The organism is Pedobacter sp. PF22-3, assembly GCF_026239555.1.
GTDB lineage: Bacteria > Bacteroidota > Bacteroidia > Sphingobacteriales > Sphingobacteriaceae > Pedobacter.
Genome location: NZ_JAPIVP010000003.1, coordinates 300811 through 317948, shown reverse-complemented (window position 1 = coordinate 317948; position 17138 = coordinate 300811). Strand labels below are relative to the sequence as shown.

Annotated in this window: 13 protein-coding genes; 5 read left to right on the top strand and 8 right to left on the bottom strand. The window is 38.2% G+C overall.

From position 1 onward, the window contains the following. Positions 1–26 precede the first annotated feature (26 nt). Both OQX63_RS06095 and OQX63_RS06090 read right to left on the bottom strand, forming a co-directional pair. Positions 27–1094 carry a phosphotransferase enzyme family protein gene (locus tag OQX63_RS06095; RefSeq protein ID WP_265850002.1) on the bottom strand — a complete coding sequence of 356 codons (1068 nt, stop codon included), beginning with the start codon at positions 1092–1094 and terminating at the stop codon, positions 27–29. 119 nt (positions 1095–1213) lie between these two features. After that, positions 1214–2566: a Gfo/Idh/MocA family protein gene (locus OQX63_RS06090; protein WP_265850001.1), complete on the bottom strand. Its 1353-nt coding sequence runs from the start codon at positions 2564–2566 to the stop codon at positions 1214–1216. A 350-nt stretch (positions 2567–2916) separates the two neighbouring features. On the opposite strand from OQX63_RS06090, the gene OQX63_RS06085 reads away from it, so the two are divergent. The 4 genes from OQX63_RS06085 to OQX63_RS06070 all read left to right on the top strand — a co-directional run bounded on the left by OQX63_RS06085 (position 2917) and on the right by OQX63_RS06070 (position 5718). Beyond that, positions 2917–4248: a hypothetical protein gene (locus tag OQX63_RS06085; RefSeq protein ID WP_265850000.1), complete on the top strand. Its 1332-nt coding sequence runs from the start codon at positions 2917–2919 to the stop codon at positions 4246–4248. Continuing rightward, a complete protein-coding gene (locus OQX63_RS06080) occupies positions 4223–4726 on the top strand; it encodes a hypothetical protein (RefSeq protein ID WP_322974285.1) in 504 nt (167 codons plus the stop codon). Before OQX63_RS06085 ends, OQX63_RS06080 begins: the two co-directional genes overlap by 26 nt. A 2-nt stretch (positions 4727–4728) precedes the next feature. Next, positions 4729–5181 (top strand): hypothetical protein, encoded by a 453-nt coding sequence (locus tag OQX63_RS06075; RefSeq protein ID WP_265849999.1) that lies wholly within the window; start codon positions 4729–4731, stop codon positions 5179–5181. 69 nt (positions 5182–5250) lie between these two features. Further along, positions 5251–5718 (top strand): hypothetical protein, encoded by a 468-nt coding sequence (locus OQX63_RS06070; protein WP_265849998.1) that lies wholly within the window; start codon positions 5251–5253, stop codon positions 5716–5718. Between the two features lie 225 nt (positions 5719–5943). Here the strand turns inward: OQX63_RS06070 and OQX63_RS06065 are convergent, their stop codons facing one another. The 6 genes from OQX63_RS06065 to OQX63_RS06040 all read right to left on the bottom strand — a co-directional run bounded on the left by OQX63_RS06065 (position 5944) and on the right by OQX63_RS06040 (position 14552). After that, entirely contained in the window at positions 5944–8967 is a 3024-nt protein-coding gene (locus OQX63_RS06065) for an efflux RND transporter permease subunit (RefSeq protein ID WP_265849997.1), read from the bottom strand. A 2-nt stretch (positions 8968–8969) separates the two neighbouring features. Further along, positions 8970–9896 carry an efflux RND transporter periplasmic adaptor subunit gene (locus OQX63_RS06060; RefSeq protein ID WP_265849996.1) on the bottom strand — a complete coding sequence of 309 codons (927 nt, stop codon included), beginning with the start codon at positions 9894–9896 and terminating at the stop codon, positions 8970–8972. A gap of 2 nt (positions 9897–9898) precedes the next feature. Then, positions 9899–11113: a TolC family protein gene (locus tag OQX63_RS06055; protein ID WP_265849995.1), complete on the bottom strand. Its 1215-nt coding sequence runs from the start codon at positions 11111–11113 to the stop codon at positions 9899–9901. A 49-nt stretch (positions 11114–11162) separates the two neighbouring features. Next, positions 11163–11975: a phosphatase PAP2 family protein gene (locus OQX63_RS06050; RefSeq protein ID WP_265849994.1), complete on the bottom strand. Its 813-nt coding sequence runs from the start codon at positions 11973–11975 to the stop codon at positions 11163–11165. Between the two features lie 637 nt (positions 11976–12612). Next, positions 12613–13878: a sensor histidine kinase gene (locus tag OQX63_RS06045; protein WP_265849993.1), complete on the bottom strand. Its 1266-nt coding sequence runs from the start codon at positions 13876–13878 to the stop codon at positions 12613–12615. Next, positions 13875–14552 carry a response regulator transcription factor gene (locus OQX63_RS06040; RefSeq protein ID WP_265849992.1) on the bottom strand — a complete coding sequence of 226 codons (678 nt, stop codon included), beginning with the start codon at positions 14550–14552 and terminating at the stop codon, positions 13875–13877. The genes OQX63_RS06045 and OQX63_RS06040 overlap by 4 nt, the downstream gene beginning before the upstream one ends. Before the next feature lie 568 nt (positions 14553–15120). On the opposite strand from OQX63_RS06040, the gene OQX63_RS06035 reads away from it, so the two are divergent. After that, the gene (locus OQX63_RS06035) at positions 15121–17061 is read left to right on the top strand and encodes an LTA synthase family protein (protein WP_265849991.1); all 1941 of its coding nucleotides are present in this window, start codon (positions 15121–15123) and stop codon (positions 17059–17061) included. The last annotated feature ends 77 nt before the right edge of the window (positions 17062–17138 follow it).

Below are 17138 nucleotides of genomic sequence, written 5' to 3'. Positions count from 1 at the left end.
TTGAAATAACAGATTTCTCCATTTTGTTACTCATGAAAATCATTAATCTTCTTAATAATTCCTTCAAATTCAGATTCTTTGGCAATATACTTATTCAGTAAATCGATCTGATTTAATCCCCTAATCAAGTTGTGTTTAGGATAATTCGTTTTATAGTAAATGTCGCCATTTAAAAAATCCGCTATAAACCTTACCGCCTGCATATAAATCATAAACTTGCCTGAATAGATAAAGAACTGTTTTTCGGTCGAAGTCAAAACCTGGTCCATTTCTTCCATGTAACCTTTATGTATTGCGGCAAAAACATCTGTCCTGATGGCTATTTTGCTAAAATCCTTTTCTTCTTCATTGGCTTCAGAGAGATAGGTCCGCATCATATCACCCACATCGCTGATAAAGTATCCCGGCATTACGGTATCCAAATCAATTACGCATAAACCTGCGCCGGTTTCAGCCTGTAGCAATACGTTGCTTATTTTGGTATCGTGGTGTATCACACGTAAATTAAGTGCGCCGCTATCTAACAGGTGTACGTACTGCGCTTCTATACCATAATGCCTGATGATCTCTCCTATCGCAAATTTTGCTTCGCTAATCCGCTTTTGGCTGGCTTGTTCGAGTGCTTTTTTAAACTGCGCTACACGTAAGGGCAGGTTATGAAAATTTTCGATGGTGGGCTTTAATTTTTGTACGTTAAAAGCACGAAGCATCCGGGTAAATTTACCAAACTGCCTGGCAGCATGATAAGCCTGCTCAGGCTGATGTACAAAATCAACAGAGCAAGATTTTTCCACAAATGGAAAAATTCTGTAAAAACGATTGTTGACAACTATAAAATCATCTCCATTTAAGTCCTTAATGGGTGCAATAAACAAATATTCGGGAGCAGTTTGATCCAGATATTCTTTGATTGCCCTGATATTGTGAGCAATATGTACAGGCTCGCGAAAAACCACTGTATTTACCTCTTGCAAGATATAGGCTATCCCCTCCTGATAAACTTTCCAGGTATGGTTAATTAAACCTGAGCCAAAAGGTTCTATCGTACATTTGCCTGCATGAAGCCCATAAGCATCTAAAACTGCCTGAAACATAAGATGGTAATATAAATTGAATAAAAATCGTTTTTGAAAAACCAATGCAAGGATATCCTCAATTAGGCTGCTTATTAGAAATATAGCGGGCAAGCTAAAGGCAATACCCGCAACCGACACTAAAAACCGCTGTCGTCTAAAGCAAAGGTATTTTTACGGTCTTTCCACTTTCCTTTGGTAAAATCAGGGAATTTCTGCGGCATATTGCCCTCTTTTAACGATTTGGTAGACAGGGGGGCAATTACACTCATCGTAACCGAATCATATACATCAATCGGCGTTTGCTTTTTCTGTTTTACAGCCTGGATAAATCCATTAAACACAAACCAGTCCATGCCGCCATGGCCTGCGCCTACTGCTTCTGCCTCGTATTTTTTCCAAAGCGGGTGATCGTATTTGGCAAACCATTCCTGAGCTGGATCCCAGACATCGTCTTTCTTTGATTGGTGATCGATATAAACAGATTTATTTACATCCATCCAAATCCCTTTGGTGCCCTGCACCCTGAAACCGAGTGAATACGGCCGTGGCAAGTGTGTATCATGACTTAACAAAACGGTTTCGCCATTTGCACAGTTGATCATGGTGGTAGTTACATCACCGTTTTTATAATTGATTTTGGCATTTGGATGGCCAGGAGACATCTCTTCTACATAAGCGGCCAAACCTTTGGCTTTAGAACTGAACGATACCAGGCTGGTAAAACGATTCCCTCTGTTAATATTGGCGTACTGCATGATTGGTCCAGCTCCATGCGTTGGATATAAATCACCATCCTGATCAATGTTAAATTGGGTACGCCATTGTGCCTCACTCAGGGCTTTTGGGCCAAACTCTACTCCACCACCATAATAATCTTTACCATTATTAAAAAGTACGTTTCTTAAGTTATGTTGGTATCCACCTTCTAAGTGTATCAATTCGCCAAAAAGACCCTGCCTCACCATATTTAAAGCCGCCATTACATCTCTACGGTAACAAACGTTCTCTAAAGTCATATAAGGCATGCCTGTTTTTTCCGAAGTATTTACAATATCCCAATGATCTTCTACCGTTAAACCAGCAATTACTTCGCAGCCTACATATTTTCCAGCTTTCATGGCATCAACCGCCTGGTCGCGGTGAAACTGCCATGGTGTTGCGATAATTACGGCATCAATATCTTTACGATATAACAGTTTTTTATAAGCATCCAAGCCTCCTGTATATTCTGTTGCAGCAGGTCTGCCTTTTTTAGCTATAAAATTACGACAAATTTTAAGTGAACTTTCCTGGGTATCGCAAATGGCAACAATTTCTACATCATCTCTTAAGGCTCCTTCAGAGATATGGCTCATCCCACGTGCGCCTACCCCAATATAACCTAATCTTACTTTTGCATTGTCTGATGATGCAAATAAACTTCCGGTTGGCAGGATGGTTAAGCCCGCAGCCGTAAACGCGCCATTTTTGATAAATTCTCTACGTTCCATTGGTATTTTTTTGGTTTTGTTGATTTGTATTTTAAAAGTACTACAAGCTATTGGGGATTACAAGACCAATAACAGCGCAAACGATTGATTAATTTTTAATTACTACAATTGATTAGTAAAACATCTGTTGAGGATACATTTTAGAAGTGCATTACTACTTTCTAAATAAAGTTGTCTGTTTAGAAACAGCTTCTTGATGTGATAAAATAAAATTCTTTTACGCTGTTAAAAAGCTGAAAATAAATTTACCAGTCTTTTCGGGAGTTGTTAATAAACGTCTTTGAAATAATGAGAATGTTATCGTATGTTTGAGTAATCGTTCCTCTCAATTTTAAATATCTAAATTAACAATGACCAAATTAACACTCCGTAAAGGCAAAGCTATGGCTTGCCTAGTCTTATTGTTCCTATTTCTGACACAAAGTTGTAGAAAAGATCGATTTTACCCAATTCCACCTGTAGAAGAGCATGAAAATCAGCTTATAGCTGAAAGCACGCTTAATCAAAGTATCGAAAACAATCCTGCTTTTAAGCTATTCACGCTAGACTGGAATAAGGCCAGGCAAGGCACATTAAAAGGAAAGCATGTTGTACGTATACCAGTGATAAACAATAACAACATAACTGGACTGATTAATAACGGAGCATTCGATACCCATGGACAAAGCCTACGGCCTGAATCAAAAAGTAATTATGTTCGAAAGCCAGGCTCGAACATCAATTATAACAATCAAACGCCGCCTGAAGTATTTTTTATACAGGATAATAATGGTGGTAAGTTACATTCTTATCTGCTTAATTTCGTACCTGAGAATAACAAGGCAAACAATAATGGATCTCGAAAGGGCAAATTATATGAATGGAACTTGACAGGCGATACCATTTTTGTACGAAATATAGAAAACAATATTATTACCGATGTTTATTGCTTAAAATTTGGTAACGATCCTTCCTTAGATAATTTAGCAACTACCTTGAAAAATAACAAACTGCAATCATTAAGAGGTCTGAATGATAAAAAAGTATCTAACTTTTGGACATGGGCAGCTACCCTAATTGATGATGTGATTGGTTGGATAGGCCATTTATTTGGATTATCAGAACATTATAATACTGGAGGATGGAGACTAGCGGTACAATGGTCATCTATATTTGGAGGCGGAAGCAGTGGCGGTGGGAGTAGCAGCGGTGGTAGCGGACAAACCGGTTATCTGTCTTCCGGGTGGCCCATTTACAACGCATATATTCCTGGTGTTTATTATGAGGATGGTAGTAGAAACATAGTTACAGATGGTGGTGGAACAGTTGGTGATCCGAATGCGACAAGTTTAGAGGGCAGCTTTGAACCTTATCCAACAACGCATGGTCCAAACGTAAATTTAAATACATTAACCGCAGATTATGTAATTACAAAATTGGGTATAGGAACGTACGAGCAACAGGCTTTTTTAAGAAATCCTGCCAATGTAGAAATTACTGCTGCCCTTGCTGATTATCTAGATAGGCAGAATACCATAACCCAACCTGACATAGAGTTTGGCCAATGGGCAGTAGGATATTTAGTTGAAAATCCAGAAACCCTTTGTAAAGAATTAATTGACAATAATACGCTAACCGTAAATTTGCCAAACTTAGATATTTCAGAATTAAACAGTTATCCAAAATTCAAAGCTTTTAGTTAATGATTTACCAAACTTTCTTACGCATTACCCTAACATTCTTAAAGCTTTAAGCTTAACAACAGGACTTACAGAAAAAAGAATAAAGGAGCTAATGCAACCAGGTAAAGGCCCCAAAGTAATAGTGATTAATAATCTAAAAGATGCTAACGGTAACGACGTAGTCGGGCAATTTGATAATAAAAATAAAATTTTGAAAATTGATAATGGTTACGTTAACGATTTGGATATAGCTAATACGCCAACCAAATATCAGGCACTTGGCTTAATTTTGACGATAACGACATTACATGAATTTGTCCATTTTGGAAGAGATGCTAACAATTTACCGAAAAGAATGGCAGGAGTTGTAACAGGTAAAGGCTCTTATGAAGCAGGCTGGTACTTCGAAGATATTATTGCGGCTCCAGGTTCTAATAGATTAGAGCCTGCAAATGCACAAGAATGGTTAAGATATTACAGAGTAAAATCTAGACAATAAAAATGATAAACAAAACATACCCTTTCCTGATATTTTTTTGCTTAATAGCTTGTAAAAGTAGTATTCAATCACCTACTCTGATAACTGATACAAACAAAATTATAACTAAAATATTAGATGATGAACAATTATTTAAGGATTTAGTGTCTAAACCAGATACTATATTTATCATAAAGACAAAACTGGTTAATGAGAAGTGGCCAGTCAAAACAAATAAGTTTAATCTTCGCTATATTAATTCTGATAAAAAGAATGAAGATATGATCAATCTTAGTCCAACTTCCTTTAATGATAATAGAATAAGAATTGATTTTGGGAAAATTACCATTCAGAACGATACTGCGAAAGTTTCTTTTGGGATTTATGAATTCCAAAAATTTATGATCTATGATTATAAATTATATCGTAAGCTGAATCATTGGTCAATTTATAGTAAAACTCAAAGAGCACGTTGACTTATAAAATGTATTTAAATCTCTATTATGTGAAATATAGTAACTTTAATTTTTATTTATTTTAGCTGCATGGATACCGCTATTGGACAAAGCCATCAAAAAGATCTGACGATAAATTATTCAAAATTTACTTCTTTAGATAATTTTGAGGAGATTAAGAATATCGAACGGCTATATGTATTCAATGATTCGACTTTGGTTTTTCCAGCCATCAAAACTGAAATAATGCCGAAAAATGGTGTTTTAGTAGATATGCCAAAAGGAATCACCAACTTGAAAAATTTAAAAGAACTTTACTTGGTTGGCTTATTTATTTCTGCATTCGACGCTAATCTAGTGGCATTAACAGAATTGGAAAAGCTGAAATTCTCAATTCCTAGAAATGTAGATATCGATAACATGATAGCTGATCTTCGTAAATTTAAATCACTTAAGATTATAGATATATCAGATTCTGTAGTTGATAAAAAACAAATTGAAAAACTTGAAAAGGATTTGCCCCAAATCAAAATTGTTGATACAACTTTTTTTAAGTAATAATTATTTTTTCAATTGTATTCAAATAAAAAAGACAATTAATTGGAGCAGTTTAACTAGGAATGTTACAACTCCCCCCTACTAGCGCGGGTCTTAGTTTCTAGGCAAGCGGGCTGGATGACTTGTGCTTTGATTAACGATCTTTAAGATACTGCTAAGGCACAGGTCTGGCCAATGCTTAAGTCAATGGGCGCTAAGACTCGCGCTAGAATGGGTTTTACTCTACTACCTATAAATTTTCCTGATCAAACTTGGTAAGGCAATGAGTAATAATGGCAGCGCTACAATAAAACCACCAATTACAGCTATGGCCAATGGCTGGTGCAGTTGTGCACCTGCTCCAATGCCTAAAGCCAAAGGCATTAAGGCGATAATTGCGCCAAGTGCAGTCATTAATTTAGGCCTTAACCGGGTAGAAATGGCAAAGGTTATCGCATCATCAACACTTTGTTCTACAAGAGATTCTTTAAACTGTAAAAAGGTAAATATGGCATTCTCGCCAATAATACCTACAATCATAATCAACCCGGTATAACTGCCTACATTGAGTGGTGTATGGGTTAAAAACAGGGCTAAATAACTTCCGGAAATGCCCAGTACCGAGATCAATAAAATGAGAAAAGCAATTTTAAAATCTTTAAACAGGAACAAAATTACGCTAAATACCAGCAAACTCGAGGCGATCAGGATGGTAAGCAGTTCAGAAAAAGATTGTTGCTGTTCTTTGTATGCGCCGCCATACTCAATATGATAACCAGAAGGAAGGCTTATATTGGCATTTACGGTTTTCTTCAGATCTTTCATTACACTGCCCAGATCACGGTTATTTAACCTTGCACTAACAACGCCAATGGTCTGCAAATTTTCTCTTTCTACTTCTGCATTCCCTGCTTTAAGATCAACCCTGGCCAATTGCTGTATAGGCACTGCAATTCCATTGGGTAAGAAAATTTTAAGCTTATTGATATCCGCCACGCTAAAGGTTCTGCTTCCGGGGTAAACCATGCGAATGGGCGAAAGCTGTTGATTATCATATAAATCGCCAATTAAAGTACCCTGCATGGCGGTTTGGAGCTGCGATTGAAAGGATGCTGGACTAACACCATACTGTGCCAGCATGATAAAATCTGGCTGAATATTTACCGTTGGCCCTGAATGTACAATGCCATCAAACACATCGGCGGTACCGCCCACATGCGAAACCAGATCGGCTACCTTTTGAGCTAAACTCTGCAGTTTTTCCTGGTCGTTGCCAAAAATTTTCACTTCTATGGGTTTGGTCGCGCTCATTAAATCGCCCAACATATCGCCAATTACCTGCCCGAAATCGATTGTTAATGCGGGTTGTGTATTTTCAATATGTTTACGGATCTCAGAAATTACCTCCGCTGTGCTTTTTGTCCGTTTATGTTTCAGCTGGATGAGATAGTCGCCTGTATTGGGTTCGGTAATGAAAAAACCCATCTGCGTTCCGGTTCTTCGTGAATAAGCTTCAACCTCTGGAATTTTAACGATTTCTTTCTCTACCTCTTTCAGCATCCGATCTGTCTCCGATAAAGAGGTACCAGGGGGAGATGCATAATCCAGTACAATACTGCCTTCATCCATTTCAGGAAGAAATCCGGTTTCTAATCTTGGGAAAATGACTACAATCGAGGTGATCAGCACCAGTATAAATGCAATGGTAATATAAGGTCGTTGAATAAAGTATGGCACCCAACTTTGTGATTTAACCTCGTGTATGGCTGACGTTTTACCCGAAGCCGCGTGGCTGCCCCCTTTTCGGGTGAGTAAAAGATAAATTACGGGTAAACCGATCCAGGTAACAAAGAAAGAACAAATCAGTGTAATAATCATAGTGTTGGTCATTACCTGAAAATAAGCGCCTGCAACACCCGTCATCAATACAAAAGGGACAAAAATCACTATCGTACTAATAGAAGAACCCAGCATAGCCGGAAAAAGATAGCTAACGGCTTTGCTCAACAGTCGCATGGTCAATTCTTCCGGATGCTCTTCGTGTGCACGATGAATTTGTTCTACCACTACGATGGCATCATCAATAATTAAACCGATGGCAGCAGCAATGGCGCCAAGTGTCATGATATTGAGGGAATAACCAATAAAATAAAGTACAATTACGGTTAAACAAAGGGTGATGGGTATGGTAATTAAAATGGTGATACTTGCCTTCAATGATCTCAGAAAAATAATAGCCACCAAAATGGCCAATGCCAAACCAATTAATAAACTGTCGCGTACACTTTTTACGGATTCGTTTACAAAATCGGCCTGTATGTAGTAAGGTTTTATATTTACGCCCGCAGGCAGGATACGTTTCAGTTGCGCTACTTTGGTAAACATCTCGTTAGAAAGATCGACCAGATTGGCATTAGGCTGTTTAATTACTGCAATCAGGACTCCGTCTTTCCCATTGGCATTAATACGGGTATATTCTACGCTTGGCTGGATGTTTACCTTTGCTACATCTACTACCCTAATAATCCGGTTGCCCTTTCTGCTCAGCACCAGATTTTCCAGATCACTTTTGTTTTTTACAGTAGCATCGGTGACAGACAGGTACAGGTAATTGTGATCGGACAGGTAGCCGTTAGATTTTATAAAATTGGTTTGACTGAGTGCCGTGCTGATCTGATCTGGGGTAATGCTTAGCGTTTGCATTTTTTGTACATCAAGCTCCAGCCAATATTCCTTACTCTTACCTCCTATTACGCGGATTTCGGAAACCCCATCAACTTGCGAAAGAAAAGGTTTTACGGTATAAGTAGCGATTTTTTTCAGTTCAACAGATGAATAATTATGGCTCTCCAAACTGTATCCACTTACCGGAAGGATAGACGGATTCATTTTTTCTACCGAAATATTAACCCCTGCCGGCAATGAAGCACTAATTTTGGCAATCTGCGATTCTATGCGCTGCTGACTTAGATCAATATCGGCACCAGGATTCATAAATGCAGAAAGTTCACAACTGCCTCTGCTGGTGGTGCTTCTAACCAATTGAAGATCGGGCACTTGTTTTACCGCATTTTCTAAAGGCCGGGTTACGGTAACCACCATCTTATCAACCGGTTGTAATTCTGCATCGGCAATAATTTTGATCTTTGGAAAAGTAATTTCAGGAAAAAGTCCCGTTTTGAGTTGATTAAAGGAATATACCCCACCCACAATAATGATGAGCAGCGTGGCCAGAATAGGATTTTTATGGGAAATGAAAAACTTGTTCATGGCTATTTCTGGATTTTGACTTTAGCCGTATCAGCAATTCCGTAATTTCCAGTTGTAATGATCCGGTCTGTCTTCGAAAATTTCGGATCGAGCACCTCAATGGTATTCTGGTTTTCGATGCCTTTTTTCACGTTTATTCTTACAGCTGTTGAATCATTGATGAGTTTCATTACCCAAAACTCATCTTCGGTTTCGTTAGCCAATACCGCCGATTTTGGCAATACCTGGGCCTGTGCATGTTTCATTTTGGTTAATCTTACCTTTGCAATCAAACCTTCGGGAATATCTTTGCCAGAACTTACCTTAAGCACATAACGTTGGGTCTGTGCAGATGAATCTACAGCAGGCATTGTGCCTGAAACCTTTCCGGTCATTTTGGTTCCATCTGGCAAAAGAATATCCACATTATTATTCTGATTAATCAGTTGATGATATTCGTAAGGTAAATCGAGCAGAAAAACCAGGCTATTGCGGTTGCTAATAGTAGCAAGGGCTTCTCCATCCTGGACATAATCTCCTTTTTGGTGGTTTACCTGGATAATTGTTCCGGACTGATCGGCTCTGATATTGGAAATACCTGAAAAATTAAAACCGGCATCGAGTTTATTTACGCTATTGCCAATAGATTTTGCTTCCTTGGTAATTAAACTAAATAATAGTTGATGGCTGCTTACTTGCTTTCCCAATACGGCATGGGTATTTTCTACATAACCATTGATGTTTGCCTTTACAAAACTTTTCTCCAGATAGGCCGATGCTGCCGAAAGCTCTACATATTCTGCCAGTGCACTATCGCGTATCGTAGTGACCTGAACGGGAGTAATTGGCGAAGGGTCATCCTGAGTATCTGCAGGGGCTGAATGGTTACACCCCGAAAAAACAAACCATATGGCGATAGACCCACAACACAATTTTAATATATTTTTCATGGTTATCGGTTCCAGTAATTTAATTGATTGATTAGTTTTAATCGGCTAATATTGGTTTGCCTCAACACGTTCTGAGCTGCCATATAGTTGTTGATTGCAATTACAAAATCAGCGACCTTCAGGTCACCTGTGTGCATCAGTTTGCTATCTACCTCGATTAAACCTTTGCTTAAACGGATCTGCTCTTTAATTTTCGGAAAAAGTGCATCAGTCTGGTTAATCTGCTGTCGAATAAGCTGTAATTGCTGCTGCTGTTGCCGGGTAAAAAAATCGCGGTATCTTGAAGTTGTTTTAGCGGCCAAACTGAGCTTTTCGTACTGCTTTTTTTTCTGGTGTCCATCGTAAATGGGAACAGAAAAAGTGAAACCCACACTGGTGCCAAAATTTTTGTAGGGCTGAAGCGCAAATGAAGAATTATAACCACCGTTTGCATACACGCCTAATTTAGGATGGTAATTAAATTGAACTGCGTTTCTTTGATTGATGTTTTTTAAACTATCAATATCGAAACGTTTATTAAAAAAACCCTGAGCAGTTGTACTAAAGTCAGCCTGTAATTTTGGATCGACTAACTTAACCGGGATGGTATCGGCAAGCCCAGCCAGGTAGTTTAATGTTGCAAAATCATTTTTAAGTTGCAATTCGGCTTGTTTAAGCAACAATTGCTGCTGTTGCAGCGTCACCAGAAAGGTTAAATATTCAGATTGCCTGTAAATGTTGCTCCGGGTTAGTTTTTTAAGTAATACTTCTTCCGTTTCAAGCAGTTTAACCACTTCGAGGTTAAAACCAACCTGTTCCTGACTGGCATAAGCTGAAATATATTGATCGATTACGGCTCTTTGCAAATCGTATAAGGATAGCTGGCTTGCATATTTGATGGAATCGCTTTGAATTTTAATCCCCTCAAGCTGATTTTTGATCCGCTTTTTGTTTAGCAGATCGTAATTTACATTAAGTAAAGCTTCCAGCGCTTGTCCGTTGGTAAGCACCTCATCATAACCGTAACCGCGAACAGTGGGTGCGTAGATGCCCGTAGAACTGGCCGTAACCTGTGCTCCTGCAGTAGCACGGACAATCAGGCTATCTATGCCAGCAGCACGCTGCTGACTCTGATAATCTTTAAGTAGCGGACTAACCGACTCGGCCTGTTTTAGATAATAGCCCAGATTTTTTGAGGCGGTTTGCGCCGCTGCCCTCGTTACACAAAAAGTAATCAAGCATAAAATCAGACATTTAACCTTTATATCCATTCTGGTGTGAATAATATTAAAATCTGCCCGAAAGCATTAAACCTGTACTGCCTTGCTGATGGAAAGGCATGAAAGTAAAATTCCCATCTTTTTTTGTGGTAAAAAGGCTTTTGATATATGGATACACCAGATAGGATATTTTTGTGGAAGCAATCCCGAATCCGGCACCTGCCACAACATCACTAAACCAGTGTTTATTGTTATACATCCGCAATGTTCCGGTGGCCGTGGCAACAAAATAACCAGCATAACCAATCCACGGATTAACATCTTTATACTCCTGGTGCAAAAATTCTGCAGCCATAAATGCAGAAGCAGTATGTCCTGAAGGAAAAGAGTTATACCCCGACCCATCTGGCCGCTCCCTACCAACGCCCTGTTTCACAAAATGGGTAGAAATGCCCATAATGGCAGCAGAGGTTACATATAACATGGATGCATCAAATAAATTATGCCTGCCTTTTATGCCCGATAGATTAAGCGCATAAACTGCTGCAGCAGGTGCAAACTGAAGATAATCATCAACATGGGCCGCAAATAAAGGATGATCTTCCTGTAATTCTGCCCGGGTACTTACATCCAGTTGTTTTAATGCACCATGATCATATACCGCTGCAAAACCGTAGCCGGCAAGTAACACAGGTGCAATAAACGCTGTTGCCTGAAACTTTTTTTTAGGAATCGGATTACCCGCATACCATCGCCCTAGCGAATCTGCAGGAACATTTTTAAGCGAATCTATAATTTGGATCGACTGAATAAGGGCAGCGGCATAAGTTTGACCGGAATAAATTACCATAATCAACAGCATTCCTAAAAACCTTTTCATAGTTTAAATTTTAATCAAAACTATGATCGAATTATGGAGAAATTCTGAAGATATGGGTGAACGAAACTATTTTCTAATCTGGGTTCGATTAATAATGTGCTTTAATTTGGGTTCTTTGGTACTTTTGCATGAACGGCCGTCACCCTGAACTTGTTTCAGGGTCTTTATAGCAAGGCGGTTTAACAGGAAAGATGCTGAAATAAATTCAGCATGACGAAACGGCTAGCAATTTGTCCTAATTAAGTATATTAATTTTTAAGTATTAGTCGAACTCTGGTTTCTAAATCAGATTTGCAACAGGTAATTTGACAGCGGCTGTCTAATCAATTGTAATTCATTTAAATTTATCAAGTTTAGCCTCCCGATGAATCGGGACAGGTCGTCGAAACGCCTTTTAAGACATTTAAAACAGGTCCTTCGACAAGCTACCATTGACAGACTCTAATAGAATGGTCGTCATCTCGACCGGAGCAACGCGAAGTGGAGAGATCTTTGGACTAAGTTATTGAAATCAAATTTAAAAGATTTTGCTTCGCAGAGTCTTCGGGTTCTACACTACGGTCGAAATGATACTTCGAGGTCATTCATTCTTTATCCATCTGTAAATTTATATTGATTTTATCAAATAAATTAACCATCAGGATGACAATTCTACATTAAAATAGACCGTAAAAGTATGCGCTCCATTTTTTTCCTGATAATCAATGCGAAAGCCATAAAGGTTACAGATCTGTTTGGTTATGGCCAAACCAAGCCCCATCCCATCAGAATCTACGGCTTTAGAAAAGCGATCGAAAATTTTTGTTTGTATCTGGCGGGCTTTACCTGAATTAGAAATACTTAAACTGCGTTGATCTAATTTAATAAAAATGTGCCCGCCGGTTATATTATGCCGCACCGCATTACTAAAAAGATTGTTCAACAAAATATCTGCCAGGTAGCGGCTCATGGTAACTTTAACCGGGGAAAGATCGGCGGTCAGGGTTAATTTATTCTTTTCCAATAATTCCTGGAACTGACGGGCTTTAACCGCTACCATTTCTTTAAGTTCGAGCTGCTGAAAATCAGGAATCAGGTTGTTTTCAATTTTGGCCAACAACAATAGTGACTGATGCAATCTTGATAATTTGCCTGTGGCATGATAAATATCTTCTAATAATGCGCCCTGTTGCTCGGTAAACGATTCTGTTTGCAGTAAAGAATCCAATTTAGAGTTAATTACGGCCAGTGGGGTCATCATTTCGTGCGAGGCATTATCGGTAAAACTTTTAAGTTCTTTATAATCCTGCCTTACCCTTTCGGCCATGGCGTTTACAGATTTATTGAGTTCATTAAACTCATCTATTTTAGTAGGTTCTTGTTCAATGGTATCCATTCGGGCCACCTCAAAGGCTTTCATTCTGTTTAAAATAGAATAGAAAGGCCGCCAAAGCCTGTTCAATACGAATCGGTTAATCAGCAATAAGGATAAAAGTAAAACAACAGTAATTCCAAGTGTTATTAAGAGAATGATCCTGATCAGGTTTTCTGATTCTACCCTCGATTTGGTTATGGTGACCGCTATGGTTTTACCATCTAAATGTACAATGGTGACGAGACTTCGTCCAGGTTCGCTTTCGCGCTCTTTCGGATTAAAATAAATGGTATTTAAAAATTCTCTTTCTGGATTAATTCCATTTAGGGTTTTATATGATATCTGTTGATCGAGATAATTTGCAGGTAAGGGAAGTTTATGATAAGTATTTACATATTGATTAATTTCATTCTCTTCAACTGCTAAATCCCGATCTAATTTTTCTGTCAGAATGAAATGAATTACAACATAGTAAATAATCCCTGTAATGATTAATACAACGATAGAGGTTAAAATATTTGCCTTATTGTAACGGTTGGAAAGTTTCATACCTCGCCAAATTTATAGCCGATTCCGTAAACAGAACGAAGATAATCAGCTGATCCTGCTTCAATCAATTTTTTACGGAGATTTTTAACGTGGGTATAAATAAAGTCGAAATCATCTGAGAGGTCCATTTCATCGCCCCATAAATGCTCAGCCATTGCATTTTTAGTAACCACTTTATTGCGGTTAGAAAGAAAATACACCAACAGATCGAATTCTTTTTTGGTGAGGATGACCTGCTTGCCTTTAACAGTAATTTTCATTGCCGAAACATCTACAGTGATCTCATTAAAAAGAATCTCATTATTGCCATCAAAATTCTTGCGGCGTATAATAGCACTAACACGGGCTTTAAGCTCAGACAAATGGAAAGGTTTAACCAAATAATCATCTGCACCGAGATCAAGCCCCATTAGTTTATCATCTAAAGAGTGCCGTGCAGAAATAATCAATACCCCATCTCTTTTTTTTAGTTGTTTAAGCTTGGTCAAGAGCGCCAGTCCTTCCCCACCGGGCAAGCCTAAATCCAAAAGAATACAATCATAGCTATAAAGTGATATTTTTTCATCGGCAGCGACAAAATCTGAAGCATGCTCACAAATATTGCCCTCTCCCATAAAATAGGCAAGGATACTTTCCAGTAAAGCCTGTTCATCTTCAATGACTAAAATTTTCATTAGTTAATTATTTCGTTATCCATAAAGTAATCATTAAAACCGGGAAATTAAAAATGCAATTATCATTTTAGTAAATCCATGTACTTCTCTCCCCATAAACACGGCAATATTATCGGCCAATACTGAAGGAAAACTGTAGTATAAGTACCTTTCTTGGGCTGCTATGAATTCGTTTTATTTGATGAAATTAAAATAGAAGGCAATTTTCAAGTGGTAATTGATCATACCCAAGGGAAATTGCTTTTAAAACATGTGCAGAAATTAACTAGCCACGGAAACACGGAAATCACGGAGGAAATTAAAGTCTTTCCGTGTTTTTCGTGCTTCAGTGGCAAACATAACGCTTAGACATTCGCAAAAAGAAGAAGAATTATCAGAGAAATGTTAAAAGCGATTTCCCTGGATCATACCCCAAATTAAAATAAGATTAAAAAATTATTAAATATATTACTTTAATAATATCTTTAAGCCTAACCAAACCTTCAGGATTTCTTCAGAATTGAAAACTACCTTCGCCAATTACTTAACACCTGGCAAGTAAATTCAAATTTTGGATCCATCATCAACTATGAGCATTAAAGAAAAAATCAATCAATTACTATATCACAGATTTGGACCAGTTTTTTTAGTTACTGCGCTATTGTGTAGTATTTCGCTGATTACAAGAGTGGCCTTGTTAATTTATAGTGCGTCTGCTGTGGATTGGTCGGTTCTGAATCTGCTTAAAATTCTGATTATTGGTTTATTTTATGATCTTGCAGCAGCATCTTTTGCCATCATTCCGATTGTTATTTACCTATGGCTGCTCCCTTCTAAATGGCATGCCAGCAAATTTAACAGGGTATTATTGTTCATTTACTTTTTCTTTGTCGTTTTTACGCTTATTTTTAATGCCATTTCAGAATGGTTCTTTTGGGAAGAATTTTCGGTCCGTTACAACTTTATAGCGGTCGATTACCTGGTTTACACCACAGAAGTTATAGGAAATATCCGCCAATCGTACCCGATAAACAGTATTATGGTTGGCCTGGTTATCGTAACATCATTAGTTGTTTATTTGTTAAGAAAACCGATCACCACCTCTACCACCAATGCAACAGGCTTTGGTAAACGGACCAAAACTGCCCTTATTCTATTGTGCCTGCCTGTACTTACCTATTTCTGTGTAAGCCATAAACTGAAATACCTGAGCAAAAACCAATATGTAAACGAGCTTTCTGGTAATGGCATGTATGATTTTGGATTTGCTTTTTGGAATAATCAGCTGGACTATAACACTTTTTACAAAACACTTCCGATCAGAAAAGCGGAGAATATTCTGAGCAATTTGCTGCAACAAGATACAGTTGCAAAAGGGGCATTTAAAAATACGTCCAGAAACATCAGCAGCACGGGTACCGAAAACAAAATGAATGTAGTACTGATTAGTGTAGAAAGTTTAAGTGCTGAATTTTTAGGTGCATTTGGCAATACACAGCACATTACGCCTCAACTCGATTCGCTGGCCAAACAGGGTCTGCTTTTTAGTAACCTATATGCATCTGGAACACGTACAGTACGTGGTTTAGAGGCGCTATCGCTTTGTATCCCACCTACACCAGGCCAATCTATTGTAAAACGTCCTGATAATAAAAACCTGTTTACTTTAGGTAGCATATTTCGTTCGAAAGGCTACAACAGCAGGTTTATTTATGGCGGTTATGGATATTTTGATAACATGAACGAGTTTTTTTCTAATAATGGTTATCAGGTAACGGATAGAAGTGCGCTTCAGGATTCAGAAATCCATTACTCGAATATTTGGGGTGTGGCAGATGAAGATTTATTTACGCTTTCATTACGCGAACTGGATAAGGATTATCAAAACAAAAAACCTTTTTTCGCACAGATTATGACGGTTTCGAACCACCGTCCTTATACTTATCCTGAAGGAAGAATTGATATTCCCTCGCATACAGGCAGAGAAGGTGCAGTTAAATATACTGATTATGCTATTGGTAAGTTTATACGCGAAGCGAAGCAGAAACCCTGGTTTTCGAATACCTTATTTGTTATCGTTGCCGATCATTGTGCTTCAAGCGCAGGTAAGGTAGAGTTACCGGTTGATAAATACCATATTCCGATGATTTTTTACAGCCCGGGACACATTGCGCCAGGCAAATTCGAAAAACTCACTGCGCAAATTGATATTGGTCCGACCATTTTGGGTTACCTGAATTTCAGTTACGACAGCAAGTTTTTTGGTCAGGACGTATTTAAAATGAAAGATAGCGATGAAAGGGCTTTCATTAGCACTTACCAGAGCTTGGGATACATCAAAAACAAAACCCTGGTTATTCTTAACCCGAATAAAAAAGTAGCTACTTACAAGCCCGATTTTACCACTGGAGGTGCAGTAGCTATACCAGCAAACCAGAAATTGATTGACGAGGCGATATCCAATTACCAAATGGCTTCCTACCTCTACCAAAATCGATTATATGGTTTTGAGTCTAACAAGAAACCTTAATAACGAGTTTGATAAGAACCTAGTCACAATCTAGTCTTAGCGTCTCGCTAAGACCATCGTATAAATTACATAACAAA

Excerpts from the sequence above, each read along its gene's own strand:
- OQX63_RS06035 (WP_265849991.1), top strand. The coding sequence starts at position 15,121 with ATGAGCATTAAAGAAAAAATCAATCAATTACTATATCACAGATTTGGA.
- OQX63_RS06085 (WP_265850000.1), top strand. The coding sequence starts at position 2,917 with ATGACCAAATTAACACTCCGTAAAGGCAAAGCTATGGCTTGCCTAGTC.
- OQX63_RS06050 (WP_265849994.1), bottom strand. The coding sequence starts at position 11,975 with ATGAAAAGGTTTTTAGGAATGCTGTTGATTATGGTAATTTATTCCGGT.
- OQX63_RS06060 (WP_265849996.1), bottom strand. The coding sequence starts at position 9,896 with ATGAAAAATATATTAAAATTGTGTTGTGGGTCTATCGCCATATGGTTT.
- OQX63_RS06045 (WP_265849993.1), bottom strand. The coding sequence starts at position 13,878 with ATGAAACTTTCCAACCGTTACAATAAGGCAAATATTTTAACCTCTATC.
- OQX63_RS06095 (WP_265850002.1), bottom strand. The coding sequence starts at position 1,094 with ATGTTTCAGGCAGTTTTAGATGCTTATGGGCTTCATGCAGGCAAATGT.
- OQX63_RS06075 (WP_265849999.1), top strand. The coding sequence starts at position 4,729 with ATGATAAACAAAACATACCCTTTCCTGATATTTTTTTGCTTAATAGCT.
- OQX63_RS06090 (WP_265850001.1), bottom strand. The coding sequence starts at position 2,566 with ATGGAACGTAGAGAATTTATCAAAAATGGCGCGTTTACGGCTGCGGGC.
- OQX63_RS06070 (WP_265849998.1), top strand. The coding sequence starts at position 5,251 with ATGGATACCGCTATTGGACAAAGCCATCAAAAAGATCTGACGATAAAT.
- OQX63_RS06040 (WP_265849992.1), bottom strand. The coding sequence starts at position 14,552 with ATGAAAATTTTAGTCATTGAAGATGAACAGGCTTTACTGGAAAGTATC.
- OQX63_RS06065 (WP_265849997.1), bottom strand. The coding sequence starts at position 8,967 with ATGAACAAGTTTTTCATTTCCCATAAAAATCCTATTCTGGCCACGCTG.